Origin of the sequence: Weissella paramesenteroides, assembly GCF_051903945.1 — a bacterium.
GTDB classification, from domain to species: domain Bacteria; phylum Bacillota; class Bacilli; order Lactobacillales; family Lactobacillaceae; genus Weissella; species Weissella paramesenteroides_A.
The window spans coordinates 2010811-2035601 of sequence record NZ_CP192268.1 but is presented as its reverse complement, the minus strand read 5'-3'; the positions used below and the strand labels follow the sequence as shown (position 1 = coordinate 2035601).

Below are 24791 nucleotides of genomic sequence, written 5' to 3'. Positions count from 1 at the left end.
AGATATTAATAATCATGGTCGAAAGTAATGATGATTTAATTATTGGTGGTCACCACTTTTCTTCACGTTTTATTCTAGGATCAGGTAAGTATTCATATGAGTTAATTGATTCAGCAATTCATCACGCAGGTGCTCAGATTATTACCATGGCATTACGTCGCACGAATACGGATGAAGAAAATATTTTGAATTACATTCCAGATGATGTGACAATCTTACCGAATACATCTGGTTGCACCAATGCTGAAGAAGCCATTCGCATGGCGCGCATTGCTCGTGAATTAAGTGGTAGTGATTTTATCAAGCTTGAGGTCGTGCCTGATAAGACTTATTTGTTACCTGATAATGAAGAAACGATTAAGGCAACGAAGGTTTTGGCTGATGAAGGATTCATCGTGATGCCATATATGTTACCTGATTTAAATGCTGCCCGTAAGTTGGTCGAAGCTGGTGCTGCGGCTGTGATGCCATTAGGCGCACCGATTGGTACAAACAAAGGTTTGGCAACCAAAGAATTGATTCAGATTTTAATTAATGAAATTGATGCGCCAATCATTGTTGATGCTGGTATTGGTCGTCCAAGTCAAGCTGCTGAAGCCATGGAAATGGGAGCAGCAGCGGTAATGGCTAATACAGCGATGGCAACGGCAGGTGATATCCCATTGATGTCAGAGGCATTTAAGTTAGCTGTAGAGGCTGGACGTAAAGGCTATCTTGCCCACCCTGGTCGTGTTTTAGATAAAAAAGCAGCGGCATCATCACCAATTGCGGGTATTAGCAAATAATTATGACGAATGAAACCATACAATTGGGTGAGTTGCTGGATCAATTTAATACATCAGATGAAGTTGGCCAGAATCGGTTAGTTTATAATCAGCAATGGTTACGGAATCAACGAGCATTGATTTTGCTTGGTCAAAAACATGATGCGCAAGTAACGGTTGATGATTATGGTAATGTGTCTTTAGATTTTCCAGGACAAGAAACATCAGCACCGATTGCGACTGGTTCTCATATGGACACTGTACGTCAAGGTGGTTGTTATGATGGATTATATGGTGTTTTAGGTGGTTTTTGTGCGATACAAAAACTGTATCAACAGGGGCATTTACCCCAAAAACCGTTACGCTTGATTTCTTTTAGTGAAGAAGAAGGCAGCCGCTTTCCAGCGGCCTTTACTGGATCGAACTATTATACAGGACACCATCAAGTCACGCCATTAGTTGATAAACTGGGGATCGTATTTGATCAAGCTAGACGCGATGCGGTCAGACAACTGCAAACTATTCCTGGTGTTAGGCGACAGCGAGCGCCCTTACCGGCAAGTTTTACGGAATTGCATATTGAACAAGGTCCACGTTTAGCACAAGCACATCAGGCAATTGGATTAGTGACAGGAATTGTTGCACAAAATCGCTATGATGTGACTGTATATGGACAAGCAAATCATGCTGGTACAACGCCAATGGCACAACGTCAGGATGCGATGGCAACTGCAAGTCATCTGATGGCTGAATTGTATGATTTAGTGAATAAATCTTCAAAAAGTTTGGCATTTACGATCGGTGAAATTCACGTATCACCTAATGTTAGTAATGTCATTGCTGAAAGGTGCACCTTTAGCATAGATTGTCGTGAAGAATCAGATGAACGATTAGCTACATTTTTGACAGATATGCAAGTAGTCATCCAACACTTTGAAAACGTCACAGTAAAACGGACACTGCATGTTCCTGCAACTCCTTTATCGCAGGCATTAAGGAAACAAAATGCTGAGATAGCGACTCGAATGAATTTCCCCTTCCAAGAGTTATTTTCAGGTGCAGGTCATGACAGTCAAATAATGAGTACAGTCACCCCTACAGCCATGATTTTTGTACCAAGTGAAGCTGGTATTAGTCATGCACCGACTGAATATACAAAAATGTCTGATTTATTATATGGTGTCGCATTGTTGGCTGCTAGTCTATCTGCTCAAGCAAACGAGGCGTAAAAATGCGAATAAAAATTCACCTAACGACGCAGATTATTATTGGTATGTTGCTTGGTAGCATTTTAGGTGCAGTTTTTGGCACTAAAATTGCGGGAATCAAAATTATTGGTGATATTTTTTTGAGGCTGATTCAAATGGCTGTCATGCCACTAGTTTTTTGTACAGTGATTGCAGCGATTGGTAAATTACCAGTCAAACAATTAGGAAGATTAGGTATCAAAACAGCTGCTTGGTTTATAGGCACGACGTTTATCGCTGCTTTAGTTGGGTTGTTACTTGGTTGGTGGTTTATGCCAGGTGTGGGTATTGATTTAAAACTGAATCCTGAACTTGTCCAAAAATTTACTAGCCATCCTGTTTCAACTGCAGACATGATATTAGGCTTTTTCCCAACGAATATTTTTGAGGCTTTGGTAAAAGGTAATACTATTCAAGTCATTATATTTGCGTTATGTATGGGAATCGTTCTAAGCAAAGCAAATAGTCAGCAAAAGTATCAGCATATCATTAATGGATTAGAACAATTAAACCAATTATTTATTGATTTGATCCAATTAGTTTTGTGCTTAGCACCAGTCGGAATTGGTGCATTAATTGCTTCGGTTATTGCTGAAAATGGGCTGATGATCTTAATCCCACTGTTGAAGTTTTTAATATTATTCGGAGTGGGTACACTATTTTTCTTAGCTATCTTGTTCGGTACGATCATGATACGTGCGCATATGTCTTTACGAACTGTCATGTATGGGTTTGCTAATATTTTAATTATCGCAATGACAACAACATCTTCAGCAGCATCCCTACCTGTTGAAATGCATGATGCTGAGAAACGATTAGGTATTAAAAAGGAAATTAGTGAATTAGTACTACCTTTGGGGATGGCACTGAATAGTAATGGGCTGGCCATGTATTTGGCGTTAGCTTGTGTCACAATGACCCAATTTTACGGATTATCATTATCATTTGTTATGATGTTAAAAATCGTCATGTTAGCCACTGTCGCTTGTTTAGGCACGGTTGCTGTACCAGGTGGTGGTTTAGTCGCACTAGCGATTATTGTGCCAACACTAGGATTACCTTTAGAAAGTATTGCTTTACTAGCAGGTATTGATTGGTTTGCGGGTATATTCCGGACTGTGCTTAATGTTGTTGGTGATACGACGACAGCCATTATGATTGCTGCCGATGAAAAGAAATTAGTTCATGGCAGTTTGCCGGTTAAAAATTAATATAAATAGCGTGCAGAAATCAATGATGGTTCCCGCACGCTATTTATATTGTATAGAATTAATTATTTTCTTTAGTAATATCTGCGCCAAAGTACTTAATTGACAGCTTCTTCAATGTACCATCTTTTCTAATTGCGGCGAGAGCTTTATTAAACTTCGCACGAGTTTTGGGATCCTTCTTATTAAACATAGCTGAAACTTTGACTGGGTCAATTTCGCCAGACAGATCTTTATACTTTAAACCGTCTGTGGCATTGTCTTTTTTGTAGGCATACCAAGCTTCAGCAGCATTAATTGTCCCATCTGCACGACCAGTACGCAATAGTGATAAGGTAGTTGAAAAATCACCTGAAGAAACTAGCTTGGCGTGATACTTTTTAGCCACCTGCTCATTGTTTGTTCCAGTTCCCTCTGCAAATTTCTTGCCAGTGATATCCTTTAAATGACTGATTTGGCTATTTTTTGGTGTAATCAGAGCATAGCGTGAATAGATGTATGGATTAGAGAATTTATAAACTTTTTTTCGAGCGGGCGTTTCGGAAATATTATTGATCACGACATCATATTTTTGCGAACCTAAGCCAGCAACTAATGAATCCCACTTTGTTGGGACAAAATCTGCTTTGACCCCCATCTTTTTGGCAACGGCACGCCCCATCTCAACCTCAAAACCAGTTAATTTGCCATTTTTTCGATAGGAATATGGTGCATATGTACCTTCGAGACCAATGGTCAACTTTCCTTTAGTTTTTAATTCTGATTGAAATGCATCTTTTTGGGTAGTGGTTTTTCGATTGCTGAAATAAACAACTGCCAAGATTATTAATATAACAATGGCAATTGAATAAGAAATGACCCGTGTTCTTTTCATCTGTGTAGTTCCTCTCACTATATCTAAATTATTTTAATGCTTCTGCTTCAACATCGGAAAACGTCATTGCTGAAATAAACCGATTAATCCGAGTGTTTTCTTGATTTTCATTGAAAAATTCCTGTGGACTACCGTCAAAAATAATTTGACCATCCTCCACAAAGACAATTTTATTGGCAATCTGACGGGCAAAGAATAGGTTATGGGTGACAATAACAAGAGATTGCTTTTCGTGTGCTAATTCAGCCAAAATATGCAATACTTCTGCTTCCAGTTCAGGGTCCAAAGCAGATGTTGGTTCATCTAATAGGATGTATTCGGGATGCATGGCTAATGATCTTGCGATGGCAACTCGTTGTGATTGACCACCAGATAATTGTTCAGGATACGCGTCGGCTTTAGACTTTAAACCAACTTTATCCAGTAAGTTCTGCCCTTCTTGCAACGCTTCTTTTTTGTTTTTCTTTAATACTTGAATCGGTCCTTCAATAATATTTTGAATGACCGTTTTGTGTGGAAACAAATTATAGTCTTGGAAAACCATCCCAGTTTTCTTGCGGACATTTAATATTTGCTTGGTTGAGATATTGTCTGAAAAATCAATTACTAGGTTTGATAAATGATAACGACCACTTTCTGGACGTTCAAGTAGGTTCAATGAACGTAAAAGAGTAGATTTACCTGAACCAGAGGGACCAACAATGACCGTTGTCTGCTTCTCTGGTAGTTCAAGGTTAATGTCTGTTAAAACTTGTTGCCCATCAAAACTTTTATTTAATTCCTCTAATTGCAACTTATGCACCTCCCACTGTTTTGGTTAAATGCCTGTGTGAGTGTTTTTCAAGATAATGCTGACCGATGGTTAGTAACGAACAAAAGACAGCATAAATCAAGGCCACCAAGGAATACATAATAAGTGGCTGATAATTCTCAGCCGCAATTTGCTGACTAACTTCAAACATTTCAACAATTGTAATGGTTGCAGCTAGTGATGTATCTTTAACCAAGCTAATAAAGCTATTGGCTAATGGCGGTACAGACAAATAGATTGCTTGGGGTAGAATGATACGTCGTAATGTTTGGCTACGAGTCATGCCAATTGAAGAAGCCGCTTCCCATTGACCCTGAGGAACCGAAGTAATAGCTGCTCGAATCGTTTCGGATGCGTAAGCGCCAGTGTTTAAAGAAAAGGTAATCACACCCGCAACAAATGGCGTTAATTTGATTCCTTCATCAAGGATGCCCGGAATAACTAAATAAGGTAAGCCAAAATAGACAATAAATAATTGGACTAACAGTGGCGTTGAACGGAAAAGCCAAACGTAAAAATTGAAGATTCCTTTGATAATTTTAAATTCTTTTCCTTTTTGGGAAATTCGAACTAGAGCGGTAATGAGAGCGAGAATCAAGCCCAATGCAAAAGAAATCAATGACAAAGGCACGGTGTATTTAATGCCGGCCACGATTAATTGCGGGAGAGAAGTCGTGATTATTTCCCACATGTGTTTTCTCCTAAACTATTTTTAATTTTAATGGTTGCCATTACTAGCCCTCGGTAACAGCAGGCTTGGGCTGCGTGGTTGTTGAGGCTGGTATATAAGCCAATGCTTGGGCAAAATCTTGTTTTAAATCTTCAAAATCTTCGAGTCCAGCAGATAGACGAAGTAATCCAGGTGTTACGCCACTTTCTTGTTGTTCATCTGGACTAAGTTCTGCGTGTGACATTGTACAGGGATATGACAGAATGGTTTCAACAGCACCCAAAGAAACAGAGAAAATAGGTAACTTTAAATGTTGTACCAGGGTTCGAACGTTGTCTTCGCTAGCAATGTCAAATGATAAAACAGCGCCACCAGACAATGCTTGCTTAGATTGGATGGCATAGTTTTTATCGCCTTCTAACCCAGGGTAATGAACTGCTTTGATAGCGGGTTGTTGTTGTAACCATTGGGCAAGTTTTGTTGCATTCTCTGTTTCAGTTTGTAGGCGAACTTTTAGCGTTTTTAGCCCACGTAGTAATAACCAACAATCACCAACACTGAGCGTTGCACCCATTGCATTTTGAATGAAGTAGATAGCATCTCCTAAAGCTGCATCCTTGGTAACGACAAGTCCAGCCAGAATATCCGAATGACCAGAAAGAAATTTTGTTGCACTGTGTATGACTAAGTCAGCACCAAGCGATAATGGCTTTTGATAAAGTGGGGTCATAAAAGTGTTATCTGCAAATAACAAGGCACCATGAGCATGTGCTGATTTGGCAGTTGCTTGTAGATCAACAACGGTGAGTGTTGGGTTAGAGGGTGTTTCAGCATACACCACCTTTGTATTTTTTTGGTAAGCCGCTTCTAATGCATCTTCATCATTAAGATCAACGAACGTATGGCTGATACCATAGTTGGGTAATAATTCAGTAACTAAGCGGAAAGTGCCACCATATACATCTTTAGTGATAATAATGTGGTCGCCTTGATGTAGGGTCAAAAATGCAGCAGTAATTGCCGCCATGCCAGTTGCAAAGGCAAAACCACGAGACCCCCCTTCTAAATTAGCGATGCTCTCTTCTACCTGATCACGAGTTGGATTACCACTTCTTGCATAGTCATACTTTCCCAGCTCTAACGGGTCTTTTTGTGCAAAGGTTGAAGAAAAATAAACGGGTGCATTGACCGCACCCGTTTGTGGATCAGGACGGACAGTGTCATGAATAATTTTTGTTGCATCATTGTATTTGTATTCGCTCATATTTTAAACCTCCGTTGCATTAGCGGTTAACGCTATTTCTGCCTGTGCCAATGCCTGCTGAATGTCTTGAATTAGGTCCTCACTGTCCTCGATACCTACCGAGAAACGCAGTAAATTTTTCGTAATATGTTTCTTTTGACGCTGTTCTTCACTTAGATCAGCATGCGTTTGTGTGGCTGGTACCGTGATTAAACTTTCAACACCACCAAGACTTTCAGCAAAAGAGATGATTTTTAGATGCCTTAGAAATGGATCAACTAAGCCTTCATCACGAATATAAAAACTGATCATGCCCCCGCGACCAGGGTATAAAATCTGTGTAATCAAAGGGTTGGTTTGAAGAGCGGTCACAATTGCTTGGGCATTCTTTTCATGTTTTTCAATACGTAATGGTAAAGTTTTAAGACTACGAATTAATAACCAACACGAAAATGGATCTAGGACCGCACCAGTTGTCGTGAGATTTTTTTCGTAGATTTCAGCATTTTCGTTACTTTTACACACAACTGCCCCACCTAATATGTCGTTGTGCCCACCTAAATACTTTGTCGCACTGTGCACAACAACATCAGCACCGTCGTCTAATGGTCGTTGGATAATTGGCGTGTAAAAAGTATTATCGACAAAGACTTCTGTTTGGTATTGATGAGCAATGGCAGCGGTTTTCTGAATATTAATAACTTTCATTGTGGGATTTGATGGGGTTTCTAACCAAACTGCTTTTACTGCTGGATCAGCCGCCGCGTCAGCCAAGAATCTAAAATCTTGCCCATCCCAAGTAATAAAGTCAATGGCATAATTCTCATGTAAATCATCAAAGTATCGAAATGAACCACCATACAAATCATCAGAGATAATGATTTTGTCGCCAGTTTTAAATTTCGAAAAAACTAACTGGATAGCAGCCATACCAGAACTTAGCGCAAAAGCCTGATAACCATTTTCTAGTTTGCTGAGCGTATTTTGTAGAACATCACGTGTTGGATTTGTCTCACGAGCATAGTCATAGCCAGTTGAGTCGCCCAGTCCAGGGTGTCTGAAGGCAGTTGAAAAATACACAGGTGTCGAGACAGCACCCGTCTTTTGATCATCGGTTCTGTTACCAGATTGTACTAAATATGTTTCTAGTTGTTCTTGTTCGGCCATTATTTATACGTCCTTTCTAATATAGCTGCGTAGCAAAATAAAAAAGCTTTCACTCTATGCAATAAATGCACAGGGCGAAAGCTTCGTGGTACCACCTGAGTTTCCTATTAGTTCACACTAAATAGGCTCAATAAGTTCACTTTTCAGTAAACCCGGTGGTTGTAACGGGCACCACACCGAGAATATCAGCCAGATGACCAATATCTAGACTCTAAGCTCATCTTCATTGTTCGCACGAATTACCCTTTTCACCAATCGGGCTTCTCTGTCTACTAGTTTGAACAATTACTCTTCTTTTCAACGTCTAATTTATTTTTAATTTTTCTCATATTATCACTTGTTATTTTTCCTGTCAAACAAAATTATGTGTGATAATTTTGTTTCTGATTTATGACTACCAGACGTGAAATCATTATTTTAATTGGAATATTGCGATTGACAAATAAAAAATTGAAATCTATAATTTAGCTCAATATATTAAAAGATAATGAAGAGATGAGTAGTAATAGCCGTTTCCTACAGAGAGCTTACCTATGCTGAGAGTAAGTGACAAACGATTTACGAATATGGTCTTGAAATCTTCACTGATTGAGTCGAGTTGGTAAAATTAGTGTGCTTGATACCCATTACCGTATCTGAGTCTGATGGGACTTACTGAGTCAACTAGTGTGAATTGGTTGAGAACGAGGGTGGTATCACGCATTTTGCGTCCTGGAATTAGTTTCCAGGACGCTTTTTTTGGTTTATAAAAGATTTTGAAGTAAGTTAGAGGGAGATTTGATGAAAACAATTAAACTTGGCATTGTTGGTTTAGGTACTGTTGGTACAGGTGTCGTACGAATTATCCAAAATAACCAGCAAAAGATACTCGCAACAAGTGGTTGTCAGCTACAAATTAAAACGATTGTTGTTGCAAATTTGGCAAAACAACGTCATGTTGATTTGGCAGGTATTAAACTAACGAATCATATCGCTGATATCGTTAATGATGATGAAATTCAGATTGTGATTGAGGTTATGGGGACAATTGAGCCTGCTAAAGCATACATTGAAGCGCTACTTGATAGTGGTAAAAACGTGATTACGGCTAATAAAGACTTACTGGCGACTTATGGTAATGAATTAATTGAACATGCACAGGAAAATCATGTCAATCTCCTATATGAAGCAAGCGTGGCTGGTGGCATTCCTATTTTAAGAACCATCGCAACATCTTTTGCTGCTGACCAAATAACGTCAGTCGCAGGAATTATCAATGGAACAAGTAACTACATTTTGACACAAATGAGTGAAAATGGACTGACTTACAATGAGGCCCTTCAACATGCAAAGGAGCTGGGACTAGCTGAGACAGATCCAACGAATGATGTCAGCGGCAAAGATGCGGCATACAAGATGGCCATCTTAACGCAATTTGCCTTTGGTGTGACTGTTCCTTTGGAAAATATTTTTGTGACAGGAATTACGCAAATTACGAAGGCAGATATTTTACGGGCACAAAAATGGGGATATGTTATTAAGCTGATTGGCCAAGCCAGACCTGTGGATGATAAGTTATCGGTTTCTGTCGAACCAATGTTTGTCCGCAAAGATCACCCACTTGCAACAATCAAAAATGAAAACAATGCGGTGTTAGTGACAGGTTCATCTGTTGGTGAAGTCATGTTTTATGGTGCCGGTGCCGGCGAACTACCAACAGCTAACAGCGTCCTGAGTGATGTTCTTGCAACCGTAAAGGATTTGCAGCTACATCAAACTGGTGAGAAGTTTAACAACTTTAGTCGAACAACTGATTTAGTAGTACCACAACAACAAAAAGATCATTATTTTTTAACCCTGGTATCAAAAGATGAAGCACGTGTAACGCTAACCCCTAATCATCACAAACATCAACAAACCCTTAGCAAACAAAAAAATAATTTGGCAACAGAGTTGAGCTATAAGACCAAATCAATTTCTGTGCAACAGTTTCGGACAATGATTGAAAAATTAAAAAGTACAGAAAAGTTAACAATGACGGCAGCCTATCCGGTGCTAGATTGATTGGGATGTGAATTAACAAGAAAAAGTTTTTGAATAAATCTATATTAGAAAGTGTGCAAAAGTATGTTAAAGAGAGCAACGCTCTTCAAGCAAATCGATGTTTTTACTCAAGTACCATTTAAAGGCAATCCAGTGGCCGTGGTATTAGATGGTGATAAACTTTCAACAACTGAAATGCAACAAATTGCAAACTGGATTCATTTGTCTGAAACAACGTTTGTTTGTACGCCAACTAATTCACAAGCAGATTATCGGTTACGTATTTTTACACCACAAAATGAATTGCCGTTTGCAGGACATCCAACAATTGGATCAGCTTACGCAGTTTTAAAGTCAGGTTTGATACCAAAACACGGGCAGTATTTAGTTCAGGAATGTCAACAGGGATTGGTACGGATTGACGTAACTGATGCGGGGTTATTTTTGACATTACCTGAATCTAAAAAAAGTCCGTTGCAGGCAGAACAAATTAAGGCTTTTAGCAAGGCTCTGGGTGTATCTGCTAGCGAGATTCATTTAGCGGCAACAATTGATGTGGGAGCAGTTTGGTATACATTGCAATTATCTAGTGCCGAACAAGTGCTTGCTCTGCAACCAGATATGAATCTATTATCACAAGCGATTGCAGAGGGTGTGACTGGTGTGACAGTCTTTGGTCAATATCCAGAAAATAGTCAGACAAATTTTGAAGTACGGTCGTTTGCTCCCAATGAAGGCGCAGATGAGGATCCGGTTTGTGGAAGTGGCAATGGCTGTGTCGCGGTTATGGTTAGAGACCATCAGTTATTAAGTTCATCAGAGTATGTGGCTAGCCAGGGATCTTGTTTAGGACGAGACGGCTATGTCAGCGTCAAGTTTTCTGATGATAATCAAATTTTATTAGGTGGATTTGCAGAAATTTGTATTGATGGCCAACTATCTATCTGATTTGAGGAGGAATAAGAATGGTTATTATTCAACCATACGATGAGAGTGCAACACATTTAGCGGGTATTGTTGATCTTGTTAATTATTGTCAAAACATTGAAGCCAAGTTAGATATTAAAATGATTGAACAGAGCGATTTATTTATGATTAAAGAATATTATCAGCAAAAAGGTGGTCAATTTTGGATAGCTTTGGATGATAATCAGGTTGTTGGGACAATTGCATTGCTACCAATAACGGATGAAGTTGCGGTTCTTAAAAAGTTTTTTACGTACCCGAAGTATCGTGGTAATCCAGAACGATTAGGAGCAAAATTATTTTCCCAACTCATAACATTTACGGAAAATAAAGATTTTAAGCAATTGGTACTAGATACACCTGAGGCTGAAGAACGTTCACATTATTTTTATGAAAAACAAGGCTTTACACAAATTACCAAGGAACACTTAACTGTTCAGTATCCCTATCCAGATAGCAATTCTAGAGTTTACGTGAAAGATATTAGTTGAATTTTATAGTGCTCGGACCAGTAGTTATAAGATACTTAGGGAGTCGCCAATTTTAATTAGATTGGCGGCTTTTTTAATTTATATATCTTGCTGAGTTGAATTTATCGTAATATATGCACCTGTTACGCACGGAATCTTCCCACATAGGCAATTCACCTTTCCTTTTTGCGATTTTCAGTGTTAAATAATAAACATCAAAGCTTTGATTAAAGAAGGAGGTGGCACGAGTGAAAATCAATCTTGAAGTCGACGAACGACTGACGGACACTGAAATAACAATTCGTACGCCTGACGTGAATGAACAGATAAATCGTTTAATGAAGGAGATAACTGAGCAATTTAAAGAACAGCCTAAAATTGCTTTCTATCAGGAAGGTATTCGTTATTTTATTGATTTAGAAAATATTTTATTCTTTGAGACAGTTGACCGAAAAGTTTGTGCGCATACAGCTGACAGTACTTACTCGGTATCGCTAAAGTTATATGAGTTAGAAGAAAGCTTGCCACTGACTTTTATACGTAGTTCAAAATCAACGATTGTTAATTTGGAACAAATTTTTTCAGTTGATCATTCATTACGTAGAAACTTAGTTAGGTTTCGGAATAGTCACAAACAGCTCTATGTTTCACGAGCATATTATCAAGAATTTAAACGTCAGTTAGATGAGAGGAGTTAATCGATTTGAAAAAAGGTAGATGGTTTTGGGGAAGTTTTGCACTGATTGGTGCAGCAATTTTGTTAGGTAGCCAACTCGGTTGGTTCATATACTCGTATAGCCCCTGGACGTTAATTTTTACATTGTTTTTAGCAGCAACTTTTATTACTAGTTTGGTCAGTCTTTGGATAAGTGGTGTTGTTTTTTCGTTAGCGGCATTGAGTATTGTATATGCTAGTGCGCTGGGAATTGCTCATATTTCGGTTTGGATGATTATCTTAATTGCTATTCTTGTGAATATTGGATTGTCACTGATTTTTCATCCCTGGATTGCAAAGCACCATCGTAAACGAATGATGAGTTATCATCATGGCTCACACTACTTCGAGGAAAATATTCATAGCAGACATTTTAATGCACACACCAATGAAGATACTGACACGGCTTTGTATTTTGTGGACAAAGTGACTTCTAGTACACGATATTTGCACAATAAGCAGTTAGAACAAGTGACTTTTGAAGTAAGTTTAGGAGATTTAAAAGCATACTTTGATGATGTTGTGCCTGCGCAATCAGATTTAGTTATAAATTTAAATGTGTCAATGGGACAAGCAGAATTATTCATACCAAAAGATTGGCAAGTATCGAATGAACTGGAGTACACAGTGGGTACAGTAAATGTTCCTGATAGCGTTATTTCTGATGTAGAAGGTATTACAGTTCATTTACGTGGTCAGGTAAGTTTTGGTCAAGTCAATGTACATTATATTTAATAAAAAAGGACAGTTAGGCAGTCACTGAATGCAGTTCAGATGACATAATAGCTGTCCTTTTTTAGTTTTTAATTGCTGATATTAAACGTGTGCTTCAGGATCTTCTTTACCACCGTAATTGTACTCGTAGATCATGTCACCTGATTCAGTGACTTGTTCGCCATCCTTTTCAAATGATACCGTTCCCTTTGCGAAGTACCGCATATAGCCGGGTTGAATGCCCATTTTATCATAGTTAGCGCGAACTTCATCAGTTGCGCCCCAATACATGTTACGAACCTCAAGTTCTTGTTGCCATTCTGTTGTGAAGGTAACGGTTTCCCCATCTGTATTTGAGAAAGTATACTTTGAGGTCTTTGGGAAGTGCTTCTTGATTTCTGGTTGTAATGTCAGTTCAGTTTCAAGTGTAAAGTGACCATCCGTTTGGAAAATTACTTCACCAGTTTTATTATCCATGACGCCAAAGAATGGGATTTGCTTATAATCATATTGCTTTGCAGCCACAAAGTCATAAATCAATACGGTGTAGTTTTCTGTGTACAGATGACCCCAAAGCCAATGATGCCAAGCAACAATTGGTGAAATATTAACCCATTGGTGATCATGATAACCAGAACCGGTAACTTCATGTGTCTCACCATTGTAAGTTAATGTTCCGGTTACTTGATTATTGACAACACTTAAATCAGTATAGTGATACTCATCATTGTCTCCTAAGGCAATGATACCAGTATTTCCTTGTCGGAATGGCTTAACGATTGCATGGAAATGTAAGTCGGCTGCAACATCAGCAACTGGATCAATATGAATGTCATAATCTTTGAAATCACCAACGACATGATGTGGTCCAACTTTGACATCACACTTATCTTTACCAAAAAATGAATCTTCGGCGGGATATTCGATGATTTGCTGACCATAAGTTTTTCCTTCTGGTGAGGTGATGAAGATACCAATATCTGGATGGTCACCTGCTTCTTGCAACTTGTATGGTGATTTTGGATGGAAGTAGAAAACGGCTTTACTACCATCATCTAAAATTGCATCAAAATACCAAACTTCAGATGTACCAGGAGTGTCAGTGTCGCGACGACCATCTTCCCAAGTTTGAACTTGACTAGGATCAATGCCTAATTTTTCAAAATCTGCGGGTTGGTCCATTAAACGTGCTCTTGCCATATAAATTCCCCCTTTTAATACGATAATTATTAGCTTTTTACTATACGGTCATTATAAAACTATTTTGATTGGGCGCTCAACCAACAGAATTGGCTAAAAAGTTGCTTATTGTATTGTCCGCCTTATTGTTAATGGAAAATTTTGAAATGTGTTTTTTTGAAATGATTAAAATTAAAAAAGTTGACACGTGTCAAAGTTAGCTTTAGAATGATGACAAATAATTGATTAAGACGTAATCGATTATCATGCTATTATTTTTCAATCTAATTAGGAGGTTTTACATTGTGTCTAATATACCATTAGCACGAACGATTGAGGTTGTATTCTATATTGTTTATCTTTCTGCGGCAATTTTGCTCGTGAAAAATAAAAGATTGGAACAACTATTTCAATTAATTACGTGCTCACTATTAGGTGTTTCTTTAGAATTGTTTAGTGTTTATATTTTCAAGACGTATAATTATTATTCACACTTTTTTGTTAATATTGGGGATGCTTCAGCGTCTAAAAGTGTACCGCTATGGGTTGGCCTTGGTTGGGGTCTCTTAATGCCTCTTGCTATTGCAGCTGGTAAAAAACTCACGAAAAGTCCTTTTACAGCGGGAATGATTGCTTATGTAATTGTTATCGGTTGGGACTTGATTTGGGATATTATCGCCATTCGTACAAGTGGTGGTATGTGGGTCTGGCATGGCTATGACATTAATCTAAATATTACTCGCGATGCTTTGTATGGTATTCCGTGGATGAATTACTTGGGGTATTCAGGCGCCATTGTGCCATTATCGATAATTATGGCAGCGAATAATAATAGATTCCATGTACAAGCTAATAATGTGCGACGTTTTTGGTTTTCATTGGTTAATTATCTAGAGGGTCTGGTTGCGTTCATTGTTGTGGTAGCTGTATATGCAGTTATTTATAAGTTTGTACCAGTATTTGCCATTACAGCCTTCCTAATCCTATTTATTGGTACACTCCTTTATGCACTGTATATTATTTTTATGAGGCATCAAGTTGTTTTCTTTGAGCAGATTGATTGGTCATATATTTTGCAGTTTGGGTTAAGTTATATTGTGTCAATGTACATGGGATTTTATATTGGTATTTTCCAAGATCGACCTTGGCTAGTTGTTGTTCATTTGATTTTGATGTTAGTCACGCTACTGTTTGGCGTTATTTCACCAAATAGAAAAATATTTCGTGAAGCTTAACAATCAAAATTAACAGAGATAGCTGACACATAGATTGTTTTCATAGACGAATAAAGCCACCAGTCTCCATTTTAATTTGGGAGATTGGTGGCTTTAGACGTGTCCATAAAATTTAAAACCTGTCTTTGGCATACATTTATTTTTTAAATTGTTAGACTATGAATACGTTCTTTAATGTCATCTCGTGCCTGACGAAATACAGCCATAATTTCTGCCTCTGATCCAGTTGTACGAGCTGGATCAGGTAAATCCCAATGAAGATGTTTACTTGTACTAGGGATGACTGGGCACTTATCGCGAGCATCTCCACATAATGTGACAATGAGGTCGCATTGATTAAAGTAATCTGGATCAATTAAATCTGAGGTTTGTTGAGAAATATCAACATTGTCTTCTTGCATAATAGCAACTGCACGTGGGTTGAGGCCATGTGTCTCAACCCCTGCACTACGAATCACGACGTCCTGGTTAGCAAAATATAATTTTGCATAGCCTTCAGCAATTTGGCTGCGACAAGAATTGCCTGTACAAATGAAATATATTTTTTTCATAATGAATTTTTATCCTTGAAATTAAGTCAAAATAGCAAGATATTTGCTTTGAATTATAGACTGGTCGATAGCAATTGACAATAAAATTCTCATCTAGGATATGCGTAATTATTTTATACAAAAAGCGCCACCAACCTACTAAACAAATTAAAGTTAGTAGATTGGTGGTGCTAAAGCGTTAAATTAATTTTCAAATTCTTTTAGAATATCACTAAATGCAGGTTGCTCGTCTGCATTTAGATCATAAGTGTTACGGTAATTTTGAACCATTTCTTCACCAAAGATACTGGTTTCAAGAGGCATAAAACTCGTATCAATTGGGTCAATATCTTGAATTTTGGCATCCAGTACAATTGGTTTTGTATTGCCATTAGCCTGTAGATCATTGATTTTAATCATGGCATCATTTAATTCGGCAAGGTTTGTCACAGTGAAACCAATAGCTCCCATATTATCAGCCATCTTTCCCCAATCGGCACCTAATAAGTCAATACCATAAGGTGCTTGGTTGGCTTGGATTTTTTCGTGAGCAATGAAACCAAATGAACGATTCTCTAGGATGACATTGATAACTGGTAGATTGTACTTTACTTCAGTCAATAAATCAGGCATGACCATGGCGTAACCACCATCCCCAGAAATAGACCAAACTTGGCGATCTGGGAAGCTTAACTTACCGGCTAATCCGGCTGGTAGCCCAAATCCCATCGTGCCGTACCAAGCTGACATCGTAAATTTTTGATCTTTATCAAAAGGTAATTGACGAAGTGACCACTCAGTGTTGTTACCAACATCAAGACCAAAGACAGCATTGGCGGTGGCATTCTCTTTAATAGCCTGTAATACGCCTTCAGCACGTAGTCCATTTTCGTCATTGTTGGCAAGTTTATCTAGCCAGTTTAACCATAAGACACGATCTTTTTGTGCTGCCTTTAGGAAAGCAGTTGATTCAGCTTGATAATCAGTATCTGCTAATGCGGATAAGAAACGGTGCGCATCAGCCAATACAGTGATATTGGCGTCGATTTGTTTACCTAAATCAGCTAAGTTATTATTCACTTGAATAATTGTTTTATCTTGTGGCATATAACGTGCAAATGGATAATTAGTACCAATAAATAAGATCAAGTCACTGGCTTGGCTAACTTCAAAACCAGATTTCGTTCCTAAGCGACCACGGACACCCATGTAATTTGGATGATTTGTTGGGAAAACGTCTGTTGCGGGTGCTGTTGATAAGACAGGTAACCCAAATTTTTCAGAAACGGTGACTGCTACCTCACGTGCACCACGGACACCTTGGCCAACGTACATGATTGGTCGCTTGGCAGCTTTAATCGCATTTGCTACACGAGCAACGTCATCTGCTGAGATTGCTAAGTCCAATTTGTTTTGCTTCAAATTAGCAGTTTGGAATTCAGTGTAATCAATTTCTTGTCCAGATAAGTCGTCTGGTAAGATAACAACGGATACTGAACGAGTGGCATAAGCAGAGCGAATGGCTTCGTCAATAACTTTAGGAATTTGGTCAGCGCTGACAACTTGCTTATGGAATGTCGCAACATCCGCAAAGATTGGATCTTGATTCATCTCTTGGAAGAAATTGGTGTTCATCACCCCAGTTGCCGATTGTCCGACCAAAGCCAAAACGGGTGTATGGTCCATTTTTGCATCATACAAACCGTTTAACATATGTACTGAACCTGGTCCTGCTGAACCAAAAGCAACGCCAATTGTTCCAGTTAGTTTAGCATCAGCTGCTGCTGCTAAAGCACCAATTTCTTCATGGCGTACCTGAACATATTTAATATTTTCGCGTTCTAAGTACAAACCATCAACTAAATTATTGATTGAATCTGCTGTTATACCGTAGACGTGATCAACGTCCCATTTCTCTAAAACTTTTGCTAATGCTTGTCCTGCTATCATCTTTGACATGGCAAATACTTCCTTTCAAATATGAAAGAGCGGTATAAAATCGTTCTTAGTTTTATTTTCCTAGTTGTGTTCAATTAACGAACAAATTCTAGTTTAACACTTACTTTTTGTAAGTAAAGGGTTTTGTTTGAATTTATTTTGAGAAATCACAAATTTGAAATAGGAAAATACCACCGAAAAGCTTGTTAAATGTGCGGTTTCAAAGATGTAAAAAATAACACTAAAAAAGCATTGCAGCCCCACCAGCTGCAATGCTTTTTACATTTCTATGAAATTTTTATTAATCAACGTATGATGTCTTTGTGCGGTTCAACCAAGCGTAGGTCATACCGATCAACAAGCCGCCACCAACATAGTTTCCAATCAAAGCAAAGAACAAATTATGAATAACACTAACAAGTGTCATACCAGGAATCGTTCCGTGTGATGCGAAAAATGCTAATGAGAATGCTGGGAAGTTAGCGATAACGTGTTCATATCCCAAGAAGGCGAAGATAAAGATGACGAAAATAATTGCCATAACTTTACCTGCATCATCCTTCATGCGCAAGTTGATAAAGAATGCTGTGTTAACGATAACGTTAGCAAAGATTGCTTCAACGAAGATTTGAATTGATGACTTACTTAATTTGGCAGCAATTCCGGTAAACAAGTAATTACCAGCTGGCAAGTCTTGGAATGGACCAGTTAAGGAAATCATATAAGCAAAAATGATACCACCAATTAGGTTAAACAATAGTGTTGTGCCAAGGATTTTAGCGGCTTTAGAGAATCTGAGCTTCTTACGGTAAACACCAACCGTCATGAAAAGCATATTAGAGGTACCTAGCTCAGCCCCCATAAATATAATCATAACCAATGACCAGCTAAACATAAAGGCAAAGGTAAACTTACCAGATCCTGGTAAAAACTTTTCGGCTTGTATGGCAGTACCAAAGGCTGCCGCAGTACCTAGCGTTAAGAATAATGTTGCTAACATTGAACGAGCTGCATAACGTGCATAACTATTATTAAATAATGCAACTTTATTCATTAAAGCATCATCGATTTTTTTAAATAACGGTGACTTCTCAACTGGTTCTTCTTTTGCTGCTACGCTGGGAATGTCAGCAGCATAATCTCTATCTTGTGGTATATCCATGTCTTCTCCTAATATATCAGTCAATAATTTTATTTAAATTTATTATTTATTACCAAGCGTCTTGTAAAGTGAATTTTTTAACGTCATCGATTGTTTGAGTACCGGCTAATTGCATAACTAGAGCTAACTCATTCTTAAAGAAGTTAAAGACTTGCTCAACCCCGGCTGCGCCACCAAGTGATAGACCGTAAATAACAGGACGACCAATAGCAACAAGATCAGCACCAGAAGCAAGCGCCTTGAAGACATGTTGACCACGACGAACACCACTATCAAAGACAACGGGTGCGCGACCATTGACTGCTTCAGCAACAGTTTCTAGTGATTCAAAGGCTGCAGGGCCACCATCTAATTGGCGACCACCGTGGTTTGTTACCCAGATGCCACGAGCCCCAGCATCTAGTGAACGGTAAACATCTTCAGCAGATTGAACCCCCTTAACATAGACAGGAATATCAGTATGACTGGCAATGTATTCAACATCACGAGGTGCTAGTTTTTGCTTAGCGGACTTGTAGACAGCATCCATTGTTTGACCAACACCAGATTGGTAGGCAGCCACAATAGGCATTACTAATGGGAAAGTAAAGTGATTACGCTTGTCAGCCTCACGGTTACCACCGAGTGTTGCATCAGCGGTTAAAACAATAGCCTTTGAACCGTTGCGCTCAGCAGTTGCAATAATCTGGTCGTTAATACCATTGTCCTTACTCATGTAGAATTGGAACCATTGGTTGGCATCTTGACCACCAGCTTCACGAATATCTTCTAGTGTTGTTGACGCGAATGATGAAGCAGTGAAAATTGAACCAAAGTTTGCAACACCTTTAGCTGAATACTTTTCACCTTCAACGTGAGCTAAACCATGTGCGGCAACCGGTGCCATAATAATTGGCGCTGTTAAGTGCATGTCTTGAAAATCAACGGATGTATCCGGATCTTCAACATCACGTAAAACACCTGGTACAATTACCTTCTTATCGAATGCTTTGACATTGTTCTTGTATGTAATTAGATCACCAGCACCACTTTGAATGTACCCATACCCACCTTTTGGGATAACATTTGCAGCAGCTTCTTCTAAATCATTTGTATTAACAAAATCAATTTGTCCTTCACGTTCACTAGCAATGTACTCTGCCATATGTATAAATCTCCTTAAAATTAAATAAACTCTCAATTATTGTAAGCGTTTACATTAACCTACAAGGAGTACCTTACACTATTTAATTCCGGAATACAAGATTTAATATTAAAATTAATATCATTTATCATGCAAAATCATTGTTTATTTAATCACATATGGGACATTTAATGGAAACTAGAAAATGTATTTAATAGTGTTTATATATACAAAAATTGGTCAAAAAATTTGTGATTCGTATGAATTATTTATGATAAGGCGTATGTGCATTAATCATAAAACTACGGTAAATTTGTTCAGTTAATACTAGACGCATTAATTGATGTGGTAATGTGAAACGACCAAAACTGATTTGTGTGTTGGCACGCTTTAGAACATCTGGTGCTAATCCTAATGATCCACCAATCACAAAAGTTAAATCGGACTTACCTGTGGTCGTTAAATGATCGATTTCGGCAGCAAGTTCTTCACTAGAGCGTTCTGTTCCTTTAATTGCTAATGCAAAAACGTACTCCTTATCTTTAATTTTATTAAGGATACGGTCACCTTCTTTTGCCATCACTTGATCCATTTGGGCCTGTGATAATTGTTCGGGTGCTTTTTCATCAGGAACTTCAATAATTTCTACTTTTGCGAATTTATGCAAACGTTTTGCGTATTCTGCAATACCATCTTTCAGGTATTTTTCCTTTAATTTGCCAACACCGATAATTTTTATGTTCATTGTTTGTGTGCCTTTCTTAAATAGTTCGTTAATTTTATAAACTGTTTTATAAGATGTGGATAAGTACTAAAAAAAATCGTAAAAAATACGTTATCCACAAGTTAACCACAACCTAAAAAATGCCTGCGAGCATTATTATACCAAAGTGTACAGCGATCTTTGTGAATATTTTTAGACATTTATCCACTGTTGTGAATAATGGCTGTGGATAACTTGTAAAAAGTGATGATAACGGCATTTGTAAACGCTAAATTAGTGAAATTATACTCATAATAAATAAGTATTAAAAAAGTTATACACAATATAAAAAGTTGCTTTTAAATCATTTTACAAAATATATGGAGCTAAAACCAAGATAACATTCGATATTTTTGCCTTTTATAGGAATAATTAATCACCTAAATTTATATAAAACGTTTTAAAGACGTATAATTTTGATAAATTGAACGATGATTAGGTTAAATTTCAATTATTATGCAAGGTTTAACCTAATTTAAAGCTAAAAGCCTAATTTAATAACCTTTTGTTCATTACAATTAGTTTTAACAGGTTATCCACATTGACATATGCATTGATTTAATAGGCTTTCTCAACAATAAATTGCGAGTTATTAACATGTTTTCCACAGAAAGCGGTGGAATACGTGGACTTTTCCTCAAGTTATCCACAAAAATCTGTGAAAAACTTTTGCCCTGCTCCTGTATAATATAAGAAAGTTGGGAGATACTTAATTATGAAAAAAATATTTAGCAAATTAACGCCACCACAAGTATTAACGTTTGGATTCTTGGCGATTATATTTGTTGGGGCTTTTATATTAAGGATGCCTGTTTCGCAGCAAACTGGTGTGCATGTTAATTTTCTTGATGCTCTGTTTACTGCCGTATCAGCTACGGCGATTACGGGGTTAACAGTTGTTAATACAGCAGCAACTTGGTCGACGTTTGGACAAGTTGTTCTGCTGGTTATGATTGAGATTGGTGCGTTAGGGTTCATGACGTTTGCGGTATTGTTGTTTGCGATAACTGGTCAACGTTTGGATTTGAAAGCGCGATTGATGGCGCAGCAAGCATTGAATTTGCGTAATTTAGCAGATGTTAAGAGTGTATTGTCATACGTCTTCTCGCTGTCAGCGATTATTCAAATTGTCGGTGCAGTATTGATGTTGCCTGACTTTATTCCTCGTTTTGGTATTGGTAAAGGGATTTATCTGAGTGTAGCTTCTTCGATTTCAGCATTTGGAAATGCAGGCTTCACCTTCTTTGATAAACCAGTATCATTTCTTCAAAATGATCCATATATTTTGATTATTTGGATGTTACTAATTACGGCAGGTTCCTTAGGATTTCTTGTTTGGCGTGATTTATTACTTTTCTACAAGCAACGCCGAGTTAGTCTACATACTAAAGTAGCGCTAAATGTGTCAGGATGGTTAATTGGGTTAAGTTTTGCCATGTTTTTGCTTACTGAAAACGTTTTGGCACCTCTAGCCCGTACATCATCGCTTGGTCATCGAATTCTTGATAGTTTGTTTTTAGCGGTTGTGCCTCGTACGGCGGGACTTGAGGTTGTGCCACTATCTAATATTTCTGCGGCAGGTATAATGATTATCACATTGCTAATGTTTGTTGGTGGAACACCAGGATCTACTTCTGGTGGTATTAAGACAACAACGTTGGGTATTTTATGGATGCAATCACTTGCAGCACTCCGTGGCCAGGAACAAGTGAATTTTGGTGGACGTCGTTTTAGTCCTAAAATTGTTATTAAAGCGATGATGTTAGCGGTTATTTCAATTGTTTTTGTGGCTGCAGTTTCACTATTGTTGACAGTAACTGAAACAATTCCTAAAGGTCAAGGCATGGAATATATTGTCTTTGAAGTCATTTCAGCTTTCTCAACGACGGGTTTTTCATTAGGACTGACCCCACATCTTACCAATTTTGGTGAAGTTGTTATTATGATTGTGATGTTTATCGGTCGTGTTGGTCTATATACAGTGATGTTTTCAGTGATGAATATTCGTGACAAGCCAAGTAGTTATCAGTATCCAACTGAAGAAGTAATTATTGGCTAAAAATCTATCAATTGCGTAAACTATAAGGTAGAAAATGATGGGAGTTTTGAGCATGTCAGAAATCAAGATGATTGCATCCGATTTGGATAGTACATTCTTTAATGATCAGAAACATTATCATAAAACACATTTTGCAGATGTTTTGGATAAGATAACGCTGCAAGGTGGTTATTTTGTTGTTGCAACTGGTCGTGATGTTGATTCAGTGGATCCATTCTTTAAGTCTTTCGCAGGACGTTATGATTTAGTTGCTGATAATGGTGCTGTTGTGAGAACAGCAGATGGTGAAATACTACAAATGGTTGGTTTAGATGTGGTAGATGTGACAGATATCATGGCGGTGGTTAATGAAATGCCATTTAAACCTTTGCATGGTGCAGTCTTTACCGGTGCAGAAACTGCTTTTATGTTACAATCGCAAGCACGTTTAAATCTTTTGCATAAAGCAAGAATGAAAAAAGTGCATGATAATTTACAGTTCATTGACTTTGTTGATCAAATTCATGAACCAATTTTGAAAGTAACAGTAACTTATGAGACTGAACAGACACAAGAGTTTATTGATTTGGCACGTGTACGGTTAGGTAGTCGAGCACACGTCACGACATCCGGTTACGGTTCAGTAGATATTGTCGCACCACATATCAATAAAGCTAATGGTCTGCAGGTTCTTGCGAGTCATTATGGTTTAAAATTGAATGAAAATTTGGTTGCTTTTGGTGATGGACTAAATGATGCAGAAATGTTGAATGCTGCTGCCTACCCCTTTGCCATGATTAATGGTGATGAATCACTAAAAGCTCTTTATCCAGCAGCTGTTGATGATAACAATCATGATGGCGTATTAAAGACTGTAGATACCCTACTGTAAAAAGAATACATCATAAAAAAAGAGATTGGGACAAATGAAAATGTTCCAATCTCTTTTTATAGTGTATTAATTATAAGTATGGAAGTTTTATAGCATCAATGCGTTCCAAAAGTTTAAAACCTTAATGTAGCGTAATTTCCGCAATCCCTGTTCTTCGCGCTTTACTTTTTTGCATAAATATACAATTTATGAGTGTGCGATATTTTCTGTTTCAGATGCGCTTGTTAATCTTATTAATCTTTTGTTCCCCTGTTATTGCATGTTTGTGAAAAATGCTAGCCTTAACTTGTGAAAAACGCTACAATTTGATGTAAATTGTCTTTTGTTATGATAAATGATCCATTGCATCATTTAATAGATGATCAACAGTGATATTACCATGACTTGTTGCATGACCTTTAACCCAAATAAATGATAAACGTGTTGCCAGTGGTTTGATCAGTGCGTAAATTTGTTGCCAAGCTTTTAGATTGGCAATTTCACCAGAACTTTTACGCCAACCGTTTGCTGACCAGTTATACATCCAATTTGTTACGGTATCTAAAACATATTTAGAATCACTAACAATTGTAACGGGTGTTGATACTTTAGCAGTTTGTAACAAGGCGTTGATTAGTGCCAACATTTCCATTTCGTTATTGGTGCGGCCCCAGTCTGCGCCGCTATCAGTAAACACAGGCTCATTGAGGTTAGAACCATGATAAATGGCAATTGCCCAGCCGGCTTTATCGGTATCTTTGACATGACCACCAGCGATATTACCAGTATTACGGCTACCGCCATCAGTAAAAATATAATATTGGTTGGGATTTGCGTGAAATGTGCCATTGTAGGCGGTACTATATTGGCGTGATGTGTCGTTTTTCGCGGAAACTTGGCTATCAAACCAGGCTTGCGCTTCGGATTTTGTTGTAAAGCCTTTAAATTTTGGGGCTGGCTTTGTTTGTGTGTAAGCTTTGACCTCTGACCAAGGTTTGGTGTAGAGACCTTCGTATTTATTACCGACAATAGCGTATGTTTTCATTTTAAATCACCTTTAATCATGAAGTTGTTGCCCTAA

Annotated in this window: 23 protein-coding genes; 11 read left to right on the top strand and 12 right to left on the bottom strand. The window is 37.9% G+C overall.

What is annotated here, in order from left to right; all coding sequences use genetic code 11:
• Window positions 1-14 precede the first annotated feature (14 nt).
• From ACQ4QH_RS10085 to ACQ4QH_RS10075, 3 genes are read left to right on the top strand one after another with little or no spacing between them, the layout of a single operon-like run.
• Window positions 15-785 carry a thiazole synthase gene (locus tag ACQ4QH_RS10085; protein WP_002828301.1) on the top strand — a complete coding sequence of 257 codons (771 nt, stop codon included), beginning with the start codon at window positions 15-17 and terminating at the stop codon, window positions 783-785.
• 2 nt (window positions 786-787) lie between these two features.
• Entirely contained in the window at window positions 788-1993 is a 1206-nt protein-coding gene (locus ACQ4QH_RS10080; RefSeq protein WP_439818772.1) for a hydantoinase/carbamoylase family amidase, read from the top strand.
• A 2-nt stretch (window positions 1994-1995) separates the two neighbouring features.
• Window positions 1996-3222 (top strand): dicarboxylate/amino acid:cation symporter, encoded by a 1227-nt coding sequence (locus ACQ4QH_RS10075; RefSeq protein ID WP_439818771.1) that lies wholly within the window; start codon window positions 1996-1998, stop codon window positions 3220-3222.
• A 58-nt stretch (window positions 3223-3280) separates the two neighbouring features.
• Here ACQ4QH_RS10075 and ACQ4QH_RS10070 read toward each other — a convergent pair whose 3' ends face one another.
• Genes ACQ4QH_RS10070 through ACQ4QH_RS10050 form a run of 5 tightly spaced genes read right to left on the bottom strand, consistent with a single transcriptional unit; the run spans window position 3281 to window position 7984 of the window.
• The gene (locus ACQ4QH_RS10070) at window positions 3281-4093 is read right to left on the bottom strand and encodes a transporter substrate-binding domain-containing protein (RefSeq protein WP_439818770.1); all 813 of its coding nucleotides are present in this window, start codon (window positions 4091-4093) and stop codon (window positions 3281-3283) included.
• Between the two features lie 28 nt (window positions 4094-4121).
• Window positions 4122-4886, bottom strand: a complete 765-nt coding sequence (locus tag ACQ4QH_RS10065; protein WP_439818769.1) for an amino acid ABC transporter ATP-binding protein — start codon at window positions 4884-4886, stop codon at window positions 4122-4124.
• 1 nt (window position 4887) lies between these two features.
• The gene (locus ACQ4QH_RS10060) at window positions 4888-5595 is read right to left on the bottom strand and encodes an amino acid ABC transporter permease (RefSeq protein ID WP_150191091.1); all 708 of its coding nucleotides are present in this window, start codon (window positions 5593-5595) and stop codon (window positions 4888-4890) included.
• Window positions 5596-5638: 43 nt separating this feature from the next.
• Window positions 5639-6838: an aminotransferase class I/II-fold pyridoxal phosphate-dependent enzyme gene (locus tag ACQ4QH_RS10055; protein ID WP_439818768.1), complete on the bottom strand. Its 1200-nt coding sequence runs from the start codon at window positions 6836-6838 to the stop codon at window positions 5639-5641.
• Between the two features lie 3 nt (window positions 6839-6841).
• Complete coding sequence (locus tag ACQ4QH_RS10050) at window positions 6842-7984, bottom strand: aminotransferase class I/II-fold pyridoxal phosphate-dependent enzyme (protein WP_439818767.1); 1143 nt, start codon at window positions 7982-7984, stop codon at window positions 6842-6844.
• 780 nt (window positions 7985-8764) lie between these two features.
• Between ACQ4QH_RS10050 and ACQ4QH_RS10045 the strand changes: the two genes are divergently transcribed.
• The 5 genes from ACQ4QH_RS10045 to ACQ4QH_RS10025 all read left to right on the top strand — a co-directional run bounded on the left by ACQ4QH_RS10045 (window position 8765) and on the right by ACQ4QH_RS10025 (window position 12892).
• The gene (locus ACQ4QH_RS10045; RefSeq protein WP_439818766.1) at window positions 8765-10027 is read left to right on the top strand and encodes a homoserine dehydrogenase; all 1263 of its coding nucleotides are present in this window, start codon (window positions 8765-8767) and stop codon (window positions 10025-10027) included.
• A 63-nt stretch (window positions 10028-10090) separates the two neighbouring features.
• Window positions 10091-10954 carry a PhzF family phenazine biosynthesis protein gene (locus ACQ4QH_RS10040; protein ID WP_439818765.1) on the top strand — a complete coding sequence of 288 codons (864 nt, stop codon included), beginning with the start codon at window positions 10091-10093 and terminating at the stop codon, window positions 10952-10954.
• A gap of 17 nt (window positions 10955-10971) precedes the next feature.
• On the top strand, window positions 10972-11463 hold the full coding sequence (locus ACQ4QH_RS10035; RefSeq protein ID WP_439818764.1) for a GNAT family N-acetyltransferase: 492 nt from the start codon (window positions 10972-10974) through the stop codon (window positions 11461-11463).
• Between the two features lie 227 nt (window positions 11464-11690).
• A complete protein-coding gene (locus ACQ4QH_RS10030; RefSeq protein WP_439818763.1) occupies window positions 11691-12140 on the top strand; it encodes a LytTR family DNA-binding domain-containing protein in 450 nt (149 codons plus the stop codon).
• Between the two features lie 5 nt (window positions 12141-12145).
• The gene (locus ACQ4QH_RS10025; protein WP_439818762.1) at window positions 12146-12892 is read left to right on the top strand and encodes a LiaF transmembrane domain-containing protein; all 747 of its coding nucleotides are present in this window, start codon (window positions 12146-12148) and stop codon (window positions 12890-12892) included.
• Between the two features lie 81 nt (window positions 12893-12973).
• Here the strand turns inward: ACQ4QH_RS10025 and ACQ4QH_RS10020 are convergent, their stop codons facing one another.
• Window positions 12974-14071 (bottom strand): lipocalin-like domain-containing protein, encoded by a 1098-nt coding sequence (locus ACQ4QH_RS10020; protein ID WP_439818761.1) that lies wholly within the window; start codon window positions 14069-14071, stop codon window positions 12974-12976.
• 284 nt (window positions 14072-14355) lie between these two features.
• Between ACQ4QH_RS10020 and ACQ4QH_RS10015 the strand changes: the two genes are divergently transcribed.
• Window positions 14356-15285 carry a hypothetical protein gene (locus tag ACQ4QH_RS10015; RefSeq protein ID WP_439818760.1) on the top strand — a complete coding sequence of 310 codons (930 nt, stop codon included), beginning with the start codon at window positions 14356-14358 and terminating at the stop codon, window positions 15283-15285.
• Between the two features lie 143 nt (window positions 15286-15428).
• Here ACQ4QH_RS10015 and arsC read toward each other — a convergent pair whose 3' ends face one another.
• From arsC to rlmH, 5 genes are all read right to left on the bottom strand, one after another.
• Entirely contained in the window at window positions 15429-15836 is a 408-nt protein-coding gene (arsC, locus tag ACQ4QH_RS10010) for an arsenate reductase (thioredoxin) (protein WP_439818759.1), read from the bottom strand.
• Between the two features lie 183 nt (window positions 15837-16019).
• On the bottom strand, window positions 16020-17774 hold the full coding sequence (locus ACQ4QH_RS10005) for a thiamine pyrophosphate-dependent enzyme (RefSeq protein WP_439818758.1): 1755 nt from the start codon (window positions 17772-17774) through the stop codon (window positions 16020-16022).
• Between the two features lie 280 nt (window positions 17775-18054).
• Window positions 18055-18915, bottom strand: a complete 861-nt coding sequence (locus ACQ4QH_RS10000; protein WP_439818757.1) for a formate/nitrite transporter family protein — start codon at window positions 18913-18915, stop codon at window positions 18055-18057.
• Window positions 18916-18964: 49 nt separating this feature from the next.
• On the bottom strand, window positions 18965-20059 hold the full coding sequence (locus tag ACQ4QH_RS09995) for an alpha-hydroxy-acid oxidizing protein (protein ID WP_439818756.1): 1095 nt from the start codon (window positions 20057-20059) through the stop codon (window positions 18965-18967).
• A gap of 244 nt (window positions 20060-20303) precedes the next feature.
• Window positions 20304-20783, bottom strand: coding sequence for a 23S rRNA (pseudouridine(1915)-N(3))-methyltransferase RlmH (gene rlmH, locus ACQ4QH_RS09990; RefSeq protein ID WP_002828273.1), 480 nt, complete (start codon window positions 20781-20783; stop codon window positions 20304-20306).
• Between the two features lie 733 nt (window positions 20784-21516).
• On the opposite strand from rlmH, the gene ACQ4QH_RS09985 reads away from it, so the two are divergent.
• Both ACQ4QH_RS09985 and ACQ4QH_RS09980 read left to right on the top strand, forming a co-directional pair.
• Window positions 21517-22860 carry a TrkH family potassium uptake protein gene (locus ACQ4QH_RS09985; protein ID WP_439818755.1) on the top strand — a complete coding sequence of 448 codons (1344 nt, stop codon included), beginning with the start codon at window positions 21517-21519 and terminating at the stop codon, window positions 22858-22860.
• A gap of 52 nt (window positions 22861-22912) precedes the next feature.
• Window positions 22913-23731 (top strand): Cof-type HAD-IIB family hydrolase, encoded by an 819-nt coding sequence (locus tag ACQ4QH_RS09980; protein ID WP_439818754.1) that lies wholly within the window; start codon window positions 22913-22915, stop codon window positions 23729-23731.
• Window positions 23732-24056: 325 nt separating this feature from the next.
• On the opposite strand, the gene ACQ4QH_RS09975 is transcribed toward ACQ4QH_RS09980, so the two are convergent.
• Window positions 24057-24755, bottom strand: coding sequence for a ribonuclease H1 domain-containing protein (locus ACQ4QH_RS09975; RefSeq protein ID WP_439818753.1), 699 nt, complete (start codon window positions 24753-24755; stop codon window positions 24057-24059).
• Window positions 24756-24791 lie beyond the last annotated feature (36 nt).